General features: G+C 69.8%; 12 protein-coding genes. 3 read left to right on the top strand and 9 right to left on the bottom strand.

Annotation, left to right across the window (positions count from 1 at the left end):
• Positions 1 to 189: 189 nt before the first annotated feature.
• Both ACFWPA_RS00280 and ACFWPA_RS00285 read right to left on the bottom strand, forming a co-directional pair.
• A complete protein-coding gene (locus ACFWPA_RS00280) occupies positions 190 to 1,134 on the bottom strand; it encodes a M56 family metallopeptidase (RefSeq protein ID WP_378507219.1) in 945 nt (314 codons plus the stop codon).
• Positions 1,135 to 1,164: 30 nt separating this feature from the next.
• Positions 1,165 to 1,587, bottom strand: coding sequence for a BlaI/MecI/CopY family transcriptional regulator (locus ACFWPA_RS00285; protein ID WP_378507218.1), 423 nt, complete (start codon positions 1,585 to 1,587; stop codon positions 1,165 to 1,167).
• 120 nt (positions 1,588 to 1,707) lie between these two features.
• On the opposite strand from ACFWPA_RS00285, the gene ACFWPA_RS00290 reads away from it, so the two are divergent.
• Positions 1,708 to 3,018, top strand: coding sequence for an alpha/beta hydrolase (locus ACFWPA_RS00290; protein WP_378569357.1), 1,311 nt, complete (start codon positions 1,708 to 1,710; stop codon positions 3,016 to 3,018).
• Positions 3,015 to 5,573: a bifunctional lysylphosphatidylglycerol flippase/synthetase MprF gene (locus tag ACFWPA_RS00295; RefSeq protein WP_378569359.1), complete on the top strand. Its 2,559-nt coding sequence runs from the start codon at positions 3,015 to 3,017 to the stop codon at positions 5,571 to 5,573. The genes ACFWPA_RS00290 and ACFWPA_RS00295 overlap by 4 nt, the downstream gene beginning before the upstream one ends.
• 13 nt (positions 5,574 to 5,586) lie before the next feature.
• Here the strand turns inward: ACFWPA_RS00295 and ACFWPA_RS00300 are convergent, their stop codons facing one another.
• The 3 genes from ACFWPA_RS00300 to ACFWPA_RS00310 are packed head-to-tail and all read right to left on the bottom strand — an operon-like array spanning position 5,587 to position 9,052.
• Positions 5,587 to 6,516, bottom strand: a complete 930-nt coding sequence (locus ACFWPA_RS00300; protein WP_378569361.1) for an ABC transporter ATP-binding protein — start codon at positions 6,514 to 6,516, stop codon at positions 5,587 to 5,589.
• Positions 6,513 to 7,625 (bottom strand): FecCD family ABC transporter permease, encoded by a 1,113-nt coding sequence (locus tag ACFWPA_RS00305; protein ID WP_378507214.1) that lies wholly within the window; start codon positions 7,623 to 7,625, stop codon positions 6,513 to 6,515. The genes ACFWPA_RS00300 and ACFWPA_RS00305 overlap by 4 nt, the downstream gene beginning before the upstream one ends.
• Positions 7,622 to 9,052, bottom strand: a complete 1,431-nt coding sequence (locus ACFWPA_RS00310) for a FecCD family ABC transporter permease (protein ID WP_378507213.1) — start codon at positions 9,050 to 9,052, stop codon at positions 7,622 to 7,624. Before ACFWPA_RS00310 ends, ACFWPA_RS00305 begins: the two co-directional genes overlap by 4 nt.
• Before the next feature lie 144 nt (positions 9,053 to 9,196).
• On the opposite strand from ACFWPA_RS00310, the gene ACFWPA_RS00315 reads away from it, so the two are divergent.
• Entirely contained in the window at positions 9,197 to 9,967 is a 771-nt protein-coding gene (locus ACFWPA_RS00315) for a hypothetical protein (protein ID WP_378569363.1), read from the top strand.
• Between the two features lie 182 nt (positions 9,968 to 10,149).
• Here ACFWPA_RS00315 and ACFWPA_RS00320 read toward each other — a convergent pair whose 3' ends face one another.
• The 4 genes from ACFWPA_RS00320 to ACFWPA_RS00335 form a co-directional block, all read right to left on the bottom strand.
• A complete protein-coding gene (locus ACFWPA_RS00320; protein WP_378569513.1) occupies positions 10,150 to 10,416 on the bottom strand; it encodes a recombinase family protein in 267 nt (88 codons plus the stop codon).
• Positions 10,417 to 10,952: 536 nt separating this feature from the next.
• Complete coding sequence (locus tag ACFWPA_RS00325; RefSeq protein ID WP_378569365.1) at positions 10,953 to 13,100, bottom strand: DUF6973 domain-containing protein; 2,148 nt, start codon at positions 13,098 to 13,100, stop codon at positions 10,953 to 10,955.
• A gap of 184 nt (positions 13,101 to 13,284) precedes the next feature.
• On the bottom strand, positions 13,285 to 13,506 hold the full coding sequence (locus ACFWPA_RS00330; RefSeq protein WP_378569367.1) for a TniB family NTP-binding protein: 222 nt from the start codon (positions 13,504 to 13,506) through the stop codon (positions 13,285 to 13,287).
• Between the two features lie 3 nt (positions 13,507 to 13,509).
• The gene (locus ACFWPA_RS00335; RefSeq protein ID WP_378569369.1) at positions 13,510 to 13,776 is read right to left on the bottom strand and encodes a hypothetical protein; all 267 of its coding nucleotides are present in this window, start codon (positions 13,774 to 13,776) and stop codon (positions 13,510 to 13,512) included.
• Positions 13,777 to 14,397: the final 621 nt, after the last annotated feature.

Consider the following 14,397-nt stretch of genomic DNA (forward strand, 5'->3'; position numbering starts at 1 on the left):
AGAGACGAGCCGGGCACGCGCGCCCCGGTGGTGGGGCAGTGGCGGTGCCGAAAATGTGGTCAACAATGAAATGGGCCGAGAACACGGCCGTCGTCCAGTGTACGGGACCGGATGCGGTGCCAGCACCGGCTGGCCCGTGACCCTCGACTCACTCGCGTCGCGGCGACTGGCGGGTTCCCCTCCGCGGTGTCAGCCGCGGAAGAGTCGATTGAGTTCGACCAGCCACGGGACGGCGACGGCGATCGTCGGGACCACGAGGATCGTGACCGCGGCGAGATAGGCGGCGACCACGATCGGGACGACGGCGCCGGTGTCGGCGAGCCGCCGGATGCGGGTGACGGTGTGCGGGCCGCCCGCGGCGAGGGCGCCTGCGGGGGCGCTCGACCCGGCGCAGGTGACCAGGGCGCGGGCCAGCGGCGTCGGGCCGGTGACCTTGACCGCGGAGTCGTCGGCGAGCATCTCGACGAGCAGTTGGACGGAGCCGAGCGCGGACTTGCTGCGCACCACCTTCGGGAACGCCTCGTGCACCGCGGTGAACGCCTCGATCACCAGATCGTGCCGGGATCGCAGGTGGGAACGCTCGTGCATGAGGATCGCGGTGACCTCGTCCCGGTCGAGGCTGTCGAGCGTCCCCGCGCTGACCACGACCCGGTGCCGGAGACCGGGCAGGCAGTAGGCGATCGGTTCGGCGGCGTCGAGGACCCGAAGGTTCGAGGTCCGGCTGCGATGCGGTTCGCCGCGGTCGAGCAGGTCGACGAGCATCCGGTGCCGGGAGCGGCGCCGCCGGGTCCGGACCGCGACCGCCGCGATCGAGAACATCAGCTTCGCACCGATGAGCACGGTGAGCGCGAACACCACGACGTACGCGGTCCACAGCGGGAGGCCGAGCGCGTCGATCTCCTCCAGGGGGGCGGTCGTTGGGCGGCCGTCGGCGCCCGGCACCAGCAGCTGTGATGCGATCGCCAGCCCGGAACTGAACGCGGAGAGGACGGCGGCGATCGCGATCGCCTGCCACAACACGAGCGCCGCGCCGGGAGCACGGAATGGCCAGGTCGCCCGCGCGAGCAGCGCGGGCACCGGGCCAGCGAGAAGCAGGGCCGTCACGGCGAAGGCCAGTGCGGTCGTGGGGTTCATGACCTACCCATCATGCACGAGGTGCGGCAGTCAACTGGCGCGATCGGTACCGGGGTCGACGCTGCGCAGGTGGCGCTTGCCCGCCTCGGACGACTCCAGTGCGGCGAGGGCCTCGCGCAGGGCTGCGGCCTCGTCGGCGCCGACCTTGCCGACGAAGTGCACCAGCGCGGCGACCCGGCCGTCGGACGCCTGGGCCTGGTCGAGGGCGTCGAACATCAGGCTCGCGACCAGCTCGTCGCGGCCCTGCACCGGGAGGTAGCGGTGTGCCCGATCGTCACGCTGCTGGATGACGAGGTTCTTCTTCGCCAGGCGCTGCAGCACGGTCATGACGGTGGTGTACGCGAGCTCACGGCGGGCCGCGAGGGCCTCGTGGACCTGACGCACCGTCTGGGGTTCGGAACTGGACCACAGGTGGTCCATCACTGCTCGCTCGAGCTCGCCAAGTCCTGCCATGGGGTCCATCGTACGTACCGTCCGACAGTCATGCGTACTACTCGCGGTAGTAGCCGTGTGGGGGTATTGATGGTGAGGCACGCGAGGGCGGTGGGGAACGCGGACAGCGGGAGGACGCGGATGGACTGGGTGTACGACCGGTCGCTGATCTCGGGGCCGCTGCCGTGGGGGGTGACGGTGTGCGCGGCCCTCGGCGCGCTGTGGCTGCTGGTGGGCCGCAGTCGCCCCACCCGCCGGTACCGACGCCGCATCCTTCCGATCTGCGTTGCCGCCGCGTGCGCGGCGACCCTGCTCGGGTGGGTGGTGGTCGAACGGTGGTGGCGACCGTTCCCCGACCCCGTCGACCCCGCCGTGTACGGCTGGGTCGGGTGCGCGCTGCTGGCCATCCTGCTCGCCGCGGCGCGGCTCGTCGCCGACCGCCGCGTCGCTTCCGCCGCCGCCTCGCTCGCCGCGGCGCTGGCGATCGTCGCCGCCGTCGCGGCGCAGGTCAACCTCGTGTTCGACGCCTACCCGACGGTGCGGGACGCGCTCGGTCTGCCCCCGGCCAACGCCATCGCGTTCGCCGACGTGCCACCGCCGGTGCCCGACCCGGTCTCCGGGATACCGCTCGACGCGCGCTGGGCGCCGCCGCCGGACCTGCCCGCGGGCGGGCGGGTCGTGACGGTCCCGGTTCCCGGCACCGTGTCCGGGTTCGCGGCGCGGGACGCGAAGATCTACCTGCCGCCCGCCTACTTCGCCGATCCGCGTCCGCTGCTCCCGGTGCTGGTGCTGCTGGCCGGGCAGCCCGGCAGCCCCGGTGACTGGTTCGCCGGCGGCGACCTCGCCCGGTCGATGGACGCCTATGCCGCCGGGCACGCCGGACTCGCCCCCGTCGTGGTCGTCGCCGACGGCACCGGATCCACCCTGGCGAACCCGCTGTGCCTCGACTCGCCGCTCGGGAACGTCGCCACCTACCTGGCCGTCGACGTGCCCGCCTGGGTGACCGCGAACCTGCAGGTGAATCCGGACCCCCGGGTGTGGGCGATCGGCGGGCTGTCCTACGGCGGCACCTGCGCGCTGCAGATGGCCACCAACCATCCCGACAAGTATCCGACGTTCCTCGACCTGTCCGGGCAACTCGAGCCGACGCTCGGCGACCGGCACCGCACCGTCGATGCCGCGTTCGGCGGGGACGCGGCCGCGTTCACCGCCGTCAACCCGATGGACCTGATGGCCGCCCGCAGCTACCCGGGCACCGCGGGCGTGTTCGTCGTCGGTCGCGACGACCACGACTACGCCCCCGGCGTGCACACCCTGTACGACACCGCCCGGAAGGCAGGCATGGACGTGACCCTGCTCGAACTGCCCGGCGGCCACAGCTTCGCGGTGTGGTCCGCCGGGCTGCGCGACAACGTGGACTGGCTGGCCCGGCGCATGGGGCTGACCGCGTGACCCCGGTGCGCGACATCCCCGTGATCGACGCCGCGCGCAGGCAGGCGACGCGGCTGACCGACCTCGCCCGCTCCGGCGTGTCCGGCGCCCCGGTGAGCGTCACGCTGCTGGTGCTGATGTGGGTGGTCGGCGCCGCGACCGGCGGGCAGACGGTCCGTCACCTGGCCACCGGGATCACCGCCCTCGAGCACGGCCGACTGTGGACGGTGCTGACCTCCGGTCTGGTGGCGCCCGGTCTCGCCGGACACCTGGCCGCCACCGCCGCGATCGTGCTGATCGCGGCGCCCATCGAACATCGGATGGGGTCGACCCGCTTCGCGGCCGCCGCGGCCGCCACCCAGATCCTCGGCACGCTGATCGCGCTCGGCGCGGCGGCGGCTGTCCGGGGCGTCGACGCGGGCTGGGGCTTCCGGCTGCACATCGGCACCGCGGTCGGGCCAACCCCCTGGATCGCCGGCGTCGCGATGGTGGCCAGCTCCTCGATGACGACGCTGTGGCGGCGCCGACTTCGGGTCGGGCTGCTGGCGCTGCTGATCACCCTCGCGTTGTTCGGCGGGCACCTGCTCGATCTGACTCGGCTGTCCGCGGCGGTCGTCGGGCTGCTGCTCGGCTCGCTCGTCGTCGGCCGCTCCGCCCGCGGCGGGCACCTCGCGGGCACCCGCAGGGAGGGACGCGTCCTGGTCGCGCTGATCGTCGCGGCCGGCGCGCTCGGCCCGGTGCTGGCGGCACTGTCCCCGCACGCCGTCGGACCCCTCGCGGTGCTCCGGGACCTGTTCCGGACGGTGGCGCCGACACCGGCCGAGCTACGGGAGCTGTGCCTGCAGAACCGTGCGGGCGAGGACTGCCGTCGCGGCCTGCTCGCGCTGCGGCTCGGTGGGGTCGGGCCGACGATCCTGAGCCTGATGCCCTCGCTGCTGCTGCTCGTGCTCGCCGACGGGTTGCGGCGCGGCCGCCGGTTCGCCTGGATCGCCGCCTGCATCGCCCAGCTGGCGCTCGTCGCGCTGGCCCTGGTGAACGTCGGGATCCGCTACATCGGGTTCGTGCCGGAGCAGTCGCTGTTCTACGGCCTCGACACCCCGACCGTGTACCGCACGATCGCGCCGTTTCTCACGCCGATTGCGGTCTTGCTCGTGCTGCTGGTCACCCGCCGGTTCTTCACCGTCGCCGCTCCGCGCGGTACGTACCGGCGGCTGTGGCTGCGCGTGACGGCCCTGACCGCCGCGCTCGCCGGGTGCTACCTGGCACTCGGGATGCTGGTGCGCGCCGGCTTCGACCGCGCCCCCACCCTCGGGTCGCTGCTCGCCGACTACCCGCAGCGCCTCGTCCCGCCGGTGTACCTGCAGTGGCTGGATCCGCGGTTCCTTCCGGACGACCCGGCCACCACCCTGCTCTACGAGTGGACGGGGGTGCTGTTCTGGGTCGGGGTGGGTGCCGCGGTCGCCGCGACCTTCCTCACCCCGTCCCGCGGCGAGCATCCGGACGACGTCGAACGCGCCCGTGCACTGCTCGAGGCCGGGACCGGGAGCCCGCTGTCGTGGATGACCACCTGGCGCGGCAACCGCTACTGGTTCGCGCCGGACGGGGCGGGCTACGTCGCCTACCGGGTGATCGGCGGGGTCGCGCTCACCACCGGCGATCCGGTTGGGCCGCGAACCTCGTTGCCCGGCTATGTCACCGGGTTCGCGGACTTCGCGACCGAGAATGGGTGGACACCCTGCTTCTACTCGGTCACGGCGGAGCTGCGAGCCGTCACCGACAGCCTCGGGTGGGCAGGCATCCAGGTCGCCGAGGAGACCGTCCTGCACCTCGACACCCTCGAATTCACCGGGAAGAAGTTCCAGGACGTCCGCACCGCCCTCAACCGGGCGACCCGCGCGGGGGTGCACGCCGAATGGATGAGCTTTCCCGACGCGCCACTGGCGCTCACCGATCAGGTCACCGCCATCTCCGAGGAATGGGTCGCTGACAAGGGCATGCCGGAGATGGGATTCACCCTCGGGGGCCTCGACGAGATCGACGACCGGCGGGTCCGCTGCCTGATCGCCGTCGACGAGGACCGGACCGTCCACGGGGTCACCTCGTGGATGCCGGTCCACCGCGACGGCCGCGTCGTCGGCTGGACGCTTGACTTCATGCGCAGGCGCACCGACGGGTTCCGGCCTGCGATGGAGTTTCTGATCGCGTCCGCCGCGCTATCCCTGAAGGAGGAGGGCGCCGAGTTCGTCAGCCTGTCCGGCGCCCCGCTGGCGACGGTGTCCGGTGCCGGAACGGCCGACGCCGCGGACACCGAGGAGGCGCGGGAGCGGGGCGCGTTCGCCGCGGTCACGGACGGTGCGCTCGATCTGCTCGGCCGCACCCTGGAGCCGGTGTACGGGTTTCGGTCCCTGCTGGCGTTCAAGGCGAAGTTCCGGCCCGAGTACGTCCCGATGTACGTGACGTTCGCGGACCCCGCCGCCCTGCCCGCGATCGGCAACGCCGTCGGCCGCGCCTACCTGCCGGCCGTGTCGGTTGGGCAGGGCCTGCGCCTGGTCCGCACGATGCTGCGGATCCGTTGAGGGTCCGGCCCGGTCAGCCCGCGGCGGCCGGGTCCGGTCCGCCCGCGGTCCCGTACACGTGTCGGGCGCCGACCGGGACGATCAGCGGCCGGTCCGAGACGGGGTCGTCGATCACCCTTGCCTCGAGACCGAAGACCTCGAGCAGCAGGTCGGGGGTGATGATCTCGCCGGGGGCGCCGGCGGCGACAACCGACCCCTTCGCCATCACGACCAGGCGGTCGCTGTACCGGATCGCGAGGTTGAGGTCGTGCAGGACCATCACGACGGTGCGACCGAGCTCGGAGTGCAGCCGGTCGACGAGGTCGAGCACCTCCACCGAGTGCGCCAGATCGAGGTAGGTCGTCGGCTCGTCGAGGAGCAGGATGTCGGTGCCCTGCGCCAACGCCATCGAGATCCACGCCCGCTGCCGCTGACCGCCGGACAGTTCATCGATGGCGCGGTCCGCGAGGTCGGACACCCCCGTCAACGCCAGCGACTTCGCGACCTCCCCCTCGTCGTCGGAGGACCATTGGCGCAGCCACGACTGGTGCGGGTGGCGGCCACGGGAGACGAGGTCGGCGACGGTGAGCCCCTCGGGCGCGACGGGCGCCTGCGGCAGCAACCCGAGCGTGCGGGCGACGTCCTTGGTGCGCATCGACGAGATCGCCTTGCCGTCGAGCAGCACCCGCCCCGACTTCGGCTTGAGCAGCCGGCCCAGGGTGCGCAGCAGGGTGGACTTCCCGCAGCCGTTGGGGCCGATGATCGTGGTGACCAGACCGGTGGGGATGTCGAGGTCGAGGCCGTCGATGATGACGCGGTCGCCGTAGCCGACGACGAGGTTTTCGGCGGCGAGCCGCCCGTGGTTGTCGGCGGCGGGCCGCCCGTTGGCGTCGGCGGCGGGCCGCCCGTTGGCCTCCGTGGCGAGCCGCCGAGGGTTGTCCGTGGCTGGTGCGTCGGCGCTCATGCGGACACCTTCCGATTGTTGCGGATGAGCAGGTAGATCAGGAACGGACCGCCGAGCGCGGAGGTGACGATGCCGACGGGGAGTTCGACCGGGAGCACGGTGCGACCGATGATGTCGCCGCCGAGGACGAGCACCGCGCCGAGGAGCCCGGACGCGATGATCGGGGGACCGGGCGTGCGGAGTAGGCGCATCGCCAGCTGGGGGGCGGCGAGTGCGACGAAGCCGATCGGTCCGACCGCGGCGGTGGAGATGGCGGCGAGGGCGACCGCGGCGATCAGCAGGACCCCCTGCCCGCTTTGCAGGCGGACACCGAGGGCGCGGGCGGTGTCGTCGCCGAGCCGGAGCGCACCGAGGGTGAACGAGGACGCGATCGCCGCGGTGCCGACGATGGCGACGCCGATCGCGACGGGCCACACCTGCGCCCAGTCGCTGCCGTTGAGTGAGCCGTTGAGCCAGACCTGGGCGCGGGCGACGTCGTTGATGTCCGCGGAGATGAGCAGCCATTGGATCAGTGCGACGAGCATCGCGTTGGTGCCGATGCCGATCAGCACGATCCGGTAGCCCTGCACGCCGCCGCGCCAGGCGAGCAGGGAGATGGCGACCGCGGTGGCGAGTCCGCCGGCCAGTGCGGCGAGGGGCAGGCCGAGGGTGGCGAGCAGGCCGACGAAGCTGCCGCCGCCGCCGACGACGATCAGGGTGACGGCGGCGGCGCTGGCTCCGGCGGTGATGCCGAGCATGTCGGGGCTGGCGAGGGGGTTGCGGAGGATGGACTGGGTGATCGCGCCCGCGATGCCGAGGGCGATGCCGGTGAGCAGGGCGGTGAGCCCCCGCGGCAGCCGCAGGTCCATCACGATGAAGCGTTCGACCTTCGACCCGCCGCCGAACAGGATCTCCGCGACGGTGGGGATCGGGACGGAGAACTCGCCGCGGCCGATGTTGATGCACAGCAACAGGAACACGGCAAGCAGCAGCGCGACCGTGATCGCGACCATCGTGGTGCGGCGGACCAGGGAGACCCCGCCGACCCGGAAGCCGGGGCGGCCGGGGACGGTGGTGGGGGTCGGGGTGGTGCGGGTGTCGGGGACGGTCGCCCGGTCGGTGAGGCTCACAGGGACACCAGCTTCCTGCGCCGGACGAGCGCGATGAAGAACGGCGCACCGAACATCGCCAGCACGATGCCGACCTGCAGTTCGCCGGGCCGGACGACGACTCGGCCGATCACGTCGGCGAGCAGGATCATGATCGCGCCGAGCAGCCCGGCGTAGGGGACGAGCCAGCGGTAGTCGGGTCCGGTGATGAAGCGGGCGACGTGGGGGACGACCAGCCCGATGAACGCGATCGGACCGCACGCGGCGGTCGCGGCGCCGGTGAGGAGGGTGATCGCGATGATGCCGATCGCCCGGCTGCGGGCGACGTTGGTGCCGAGCCCGCGGGCGACGTCGTCGCCGAGGCTGAGGACGTTGAGTCCCGGTGTGCCCGCGAGCGCGATCAGCACGCCGATCACCAGGAACGGCAGCACCTGCCACAGCACCTCGGTGCCGCGGCCCGCGACCGAGCCGACGACCCAGAATCGGTAGCCGTCGAGGCTGGTCTGGTCGAGCAGGATGACGGTGTGCGTCATCGCCTGCAGGAACATCGCGACGGCGGCGCCCGCGAGGGCGAGGTTGAGGGGGCTGGCCCGGTTGCCGCCGATCGACGCGATGCCGAACACGACCAGGCTGGCGGTGAGCGAGCCGGCGAACGCGAACCACAGGTACTGGCTGGGGGTGGACAGGCCGAGCAGGTAGATCGACAGCACCACGAACAGGGCGGCGCCCGCATTGAGACCGAGCAGGCCCGCGTCGGCGAGCGGGTTGCGAGTATGGCCCTGGATCAGGGCGCCCGCGACGCCGAGCGCGATCCCGACGGCGACGGCGAGCGCGGTGCGCGGCACCCGGAGGGTGCGGACGACGAGGTCGGTGTCGGTTCCGGTGGCCTGGAACAGGGCGTGGAAGATCTCGCCGAAGTCCATCGGTCGCGCACCGACCGCGATGCTCGCGACGACGGTCGCGAGGAGCAGGGCCACGAGCGCGGCGAGCCCGAGCAGGCGGCGTCGACGGATCGCGACGAGGGAGTTGTCGGCGCGGATCGGGACGAAGCCCTCGTCGAGTGCGGTGGCGCGGCGGACCACCTCGACCCCGGAGCGGGGGAGCAGCGCGCGGCGGGCGCCGAGCGCTCGGCCGGTGGCGGCGTCCCTGGCGATCAGGTCGAACCACGACTTGCCGACGCCAGCGCCGGTGCTGCCCTCTCGGGTGCCGCGGTTCCACACGAGCAGCCCGACGGCGACGGCGACGGCGACGCCGCCGAACACCAGGCGGTCCATCTGGCCGCCGCCGTTGCCGTCCCGCAGTGAATCGACGATGAACCATCCGATGAGCAGCGGCAGGGCGACGACGCCGAGGTCGACGGCGGTGGCCAGTGCGCGTCGACCGCGCGGGGCGGGGCCGCGGGGGACCTCCCGGATCGCGTAGTCCACGTCTCCGGGGATGGTGGTCACGGCATGCTCCTGGTCGACGGAAGTCGGATCGGCCTTCAGGTTACGTAACCCTATCCAAACCAGGCACCCCGGCTCCCGCCCGGCGATCGACTTGTGGTTAGGCTAACCTACGTTCGATCGTGCTCGATGACGAAGGAGTGAGCAGTGCCGACCACCCTCTTGCTCGACCCGACCCCCGCCGCCGTTGCCCCGCGCGGCACCGCCGCGGTCTCCGCCGCCCTCGTCGAGTCGTGTACCCGGTTGCGGGCGCTGCACCCCGAGTACCCGCGGGTGTACGCCGTCGCGCAGATGGTCGAGCAGCCCAAGCGCCGCTGGTGGGCCGTCGACGAGGGCATCCGCGGCGACCGCCTGGACCGGATGCTCACCCGCGCGCTCGAGGACATCCCGGACCGCGACGCCGCGGGCATCTCTGTCGCATCCGCCCTGATCCACTCCGTCGTCGGCCGGGTCGCCGCACTGGTCGTCATGGAGGGCCGCGCCTGGGACGCCGGCCTCGACAACCTGTCGATCCACATGGACAGCGACGGCTGCATCGACTGGGCGGGCGTCTGGGATCCCGCCCTGCGGGTGCTGCCCGGCGACCGGTGGGACGGAACGCCGGGCGCGGTGACCCTGCCGTGCGAACGCGCCCTCGCGATGTGGACCGCCTGCCGCTGCCGCACCGCGCTGACCGCCATCTTCGACGCCCTCGACCGGCTCGTGCCGCTGGATCGCACGCTGCTCTGGGCGCTGGTCGGCGAGGCGGTGCTCGGGGCCGCGACCATGGTTCCGCTGCGCGGCGACCTCGCCCCGTCGGTTGCCGACCGGCGCGGGCAGGCGCTGCTCGACGCATTCGAGACCGCGGGCCTCCCGGTGCGTTCCCGGGCGGGACGCCCCCTCTGTCGACGCGCGCACACCCACGCCCTTGCCAGTTAGGGAAGCCTTGCCTATAGTTGCGTGTGGGTGATGAACCACCGGACCGTGCCGGAGTCCTGAGGGCTGCAGTGACTCCCGGTCCCTTCCACGGCGGGCCCCGTACCGACTACCGGTACGGGGCCCGCTTGTCAGTTTCAGGAGTCGAGTGCACAGCTGTCAGAAGTGCTGTGCACGGCCACCTGTCATCCCCGGCGCTGACGCGAGCGTCTCGTTCGGCGCGTGCGAGGGTGATGTTGTTGTAGAGCGCTGACCTCTTCAACCCCGTGTTCCTGCAGAGTGTCTCGATCTTGAACTGTCGAGTCTCGTACATCTGGAGCAGGTAGGCCCGCTCTTCGGGTGAGCTTGTGCGTGCGGCCCTTCATTTTGCCGGCAGCAGTAGCGGCGGCGATGGCGTCACGGGTGCGGGCACGGATCAGGTCGGACTCGAACTCGGCCATCAACCCCAACATCCCGACCCTGAAGGAGGTCCCCACGCCGCCGTGGGGACCTCCTTCAGGGATTCAGAGCGTTCCGCGTCGTGGTTGCGTTAGCTCGCCGATGTTCCGGGATACGAACCGGCTAGGAACGCAAAAAACAGGAAGTCGAGCAGCGGGCCGACTACGACGGCGCCCAGGAGGACAGACCAAGCAAGCGCTCGGAGCTTCGGCACACGACGGAGCAGCAAGTAGGTCACGATCGCCCCTGTGGCAGCCGGGAGGATGAAGAGCTCGACCACATGCAATGGCGTTTCCAAGCCGATTGTGGCGGTTGTGACCGCCCAAAACAGCCACATCGCAACTCCACACAGCAATCCGGTCGCGACATACACACCCGTCAGAAGGAGCTGCCGCGGGTACCGATGCGGGCCTGTCGAGGGTGGGGTCATGGGACCTGATCCTTGCTCGGCCCCTGGTCGCTGTAAAGCGATACCCCGAGCACCCCACGAGTGGGGGTGTCTCGAATCCGCCTGGCGCCGACAGTTCGACCCGCGTTCCCGAGAATAGTGTCACTGCCTGTAGTAGACAAGGTCATTCTCATTTACGTTAACCCCAATCTCTCCCACAGTCGTCACGAAGCGAGCTTGTTGAGCGTAGCCTAGGCATTCGCCTCGAATTGACCCAGAATCGCCTTCGTTGCGAAGTCCGACTGCAATTCCGGTTTCATTGTTGTACAGGTCCATCGCTTTGGCCAGTACAGGATTCTCGGCGCCCTCTTCGTGGGCTTCGGCCATATTGCGCGCGGGGGTTTCGCTACCTGATTCGACCATGTAAGCAAGCCACATGCAATGACGATGGGCGTCTAGCTTGGTGTCCAGCGTAACCATCCCGGGAAAATCATCTTCAGACTGGCTGGTCGCCTGAGGGTACGAGTTCCGCATTCGGAAGCAGTTCCAGTAGAGCATGTCCCGGCAGGCCGCCCTTTCTGCGTCGGACATTTCCGTGTCGTAGGTATTCTTTGAATCCGCGAGGCCGGTCGGGCTTCCGATTGCCCTAAAGTACGACGTGACCGGGAACGTCGATGATGGCGCTTGGGAGAAAGTCAGAAGGTTCCCGACGAGGGTCAGTGTCGACTCCACGTTCTGCTGACTGTTGTTAAAGCCCATAGGGCCGCCTATGCCGGTCACAGTCTGTCCTGCCGAGTTCTTGACAAGAAGATTTCCGTTGCTCGACTGCAGTGAGTAGCCTCCCGGCAATCCGGCGAGAATGCTGAATTGCGTCGGGCCCTGCGCGTTGGTCCTTACTAGATCGACATTGACCGCATTAGCGTAAGTGCGCACGAACTTTGTCTCGAACCCGGGGCCATTGACCGCAATGCCGTTCGGTATTCCTGACACCTGCAGGGGGCCGACTGACGGTATGCCCAGCGATAGCATTGCCCCCGTACTTCCGATTGGGATGTTGATCGCCGCCACATATATCTTCCCGTTCTGGAACTGCTGTTCGAGTGACAGTCCGCTAGGGTTTGCTTGATCCGCTGTGGGGTAGCCGTAGCTACTCTGTTCGTATCCCGCCCGAGACCATTGCTCCAGAATCGCCCCCGTTACGGGATAAGCTCCGGTGGTCGATGACCAGTAGATGACGCCATTCTGGAAGCGATTCATGCGGCCCTGACCGTTCGCTCCCACCCAGATCTCGTCTGAGACTGGGTACCCGAGGAAGCCCCCTTCCCAGCCTGTCTGAGCCCACTTGTCGCGGATCGCCCCGCCGACAGGGTGGGCGCCGGTAGGTGGACTCCAGTAGATGGTCGCGCCTTGGAAGTCCTGATTCCGACCACCGTTGAGAACAACTTCGTCGGTCTTGGGGTAGCCAAGCCAACCGCCCTCATACCCGTACTCTCCCCACTTCTGGTGGAAGTGGTTGACGACCGGGTGGGCGCCGGTGGCGGCGGACCAGTAGATGGGTCCGTTCTGGAATTGGGTCCTCTTCCCGTGTCCGTCCGGATTGGTTAGTTCGTTGGTTGTCGGGAGGAGTAGGAAGCTGGTGGGGCCGCCGAGGGAGTTGTACTTGTCCTTGATCGCGCCGCACACCTCGTATGGTGCGGGCCAGTACACCTGGCAGCCGGGTGCGACCAGGAGGCTCACGCCGGGGGACGCCTGCTTCTGGACGAGTGCGGCTTCCATCGTTTCGGCCTTGTCGGCGTCCGCCTTGGTGAACCCTTCGGGGATCTCCTCCCGGTCCGACCGCATCTGGCCGGGGGTGATCTTGGCGTTCGGGTTCTCGGTCGCTTCACCGGTGTAGGGGGTCTTCTTACCGTTCCCGGGTCGGGCTTGCTCCGCGGCCGATGGCGTGGTGGCCGGGGCCGCCGACTTCTCCTGTGCCGCTGGCGGCGCGGCACTCGTCCGGGGCGCGGCGGTGGAGGTCGTGGCCGCGCTGGGTGACGACGTGGTCGCGCTGGCTTGCTGGTGTGTACCCTCCGAACACACCAGCGGCGCAGGCGGTGTCGCCGTCGCGGACGTTGTCAACGGGCTTGTGGTGGTGATGCCCTGCTGGGGCGTGCCTTCCACACATTCCTGCGACGCGGGTTGTGTGGCCGGTGCGGAAGTTGTAGTCGCAGCCGCGGCGGCTGGTGGTGTTGTCGTGCTCGAGGGCGGGGTGGCGGTGGTGGTCGGCTGCGCGAGAACAACTCCGCCTCCGGACATCGCCAGGGTTGCCACGAGTGCCACAGTGCCGAACACTCGCGCACCGGCTCGGCGTCTCGTCGTCCGGTCGAGCGACCGGCGAGATGTGGATCTGGGTTTCAAACTGGGTCCATCCCTTCATTCCTGATAGTTACCTGTGAATGAGAACGTTCCGGTCGGAACGTAGGGACAAACCGGACGAACGACACCGCCAACACGGTCACGAGAAGGTTACGAAAGATACTCGTCGGTACGGTCGAGTCGGTGCAAACATCCGGCTCCGGATCTGGAGCAAGGATTCGAGGCGATTGAGTGTGTCCACCGCCCGCGGATACCCGATCCACCGGTCGGCGCGGATGTGCCGGATCCGCTCGGCCGCAGGCAGCCGGGCGATACCCCGCGCGCCCTCGATCAGATGTGTCAGATCACCCGACTCGTCCACTGCTCACCACTCCTCAATGTCGTCGAACAGGGCCACCGACGAACCGCCGTCGTCGTGGGCCCGGTCGGTGTCCGGTGGCGGCGGTGGGGCGTCGGCCGTGCTTGTGGCCTGCGGGTCGTAGGCGCCGCGTTCGACCGGGTTCGAGAACGTGGGGCCCGGCAGCTCGTGGACCATCGACATGGCCGTGCCGATGACCCGCTCGATGATCCCGCAGTACTGCGGCGCCCGGAGGCCGATATTCCAGCTCGATGCCGTGCTGTTCGCAGCCACGCTTGAGGGCATCGCTCTTGAACTCGGAGGCGTTGTCCAGGTACAGATGCCGCGGTTTGCGACACCGCGGACGGCGCCTCCAGCGTGAGCACCATCCCGACCAGGCACCGACTGTGCATGTCGATCGCGACGGTCAGATAGGGCCGGCCGATCGGCTGCTGGTCGCGCTCTCGACGACCATCAGATCGACCACCGTGTGGTCGATCTGGACCCGTTCGAGCAACTCGTCCACCACCGGGGGTGCGCCACCGGCGGCCTGCACGGCGCGCGCCGCATCGGACCGTGCTGGCTGCGCGCCACCTGCCCCGGATGCAGTGCCGCGATGCGGGCGGCGACCGTGTTGCGCGCTGGCACTCGAACGCCTTGAAGTCGGCACGCCCTGATGATTTGCCGGTACACCACCGCCAAACGGGTTTCTGCCTCTTCAGGTACGACTTCCGCACCAGCTCTGCGATCAGGTCCTCGACCTCACCGGAAACCTGCGTCGGCCACGGCCGCCCTCCGACCGTCCCGACAGCAGATCAGTCACCACTCCCGACCCCTGCTGGCACCGGCCGATCCGTGTGTAGACGTGACGACGCGAAATCCCTAGCCGGGCCGCCGTCTCGTCGGGGGCGACCG

Source organism: Rhodococcus sp. NPDC058505, from assembly GCF_042720095.1.
GTDB lineage: Bacteria > Actinomycetota > Actinomycetes > Mycobacteriales > Mycobacteriaceae > Rhodococcus_G.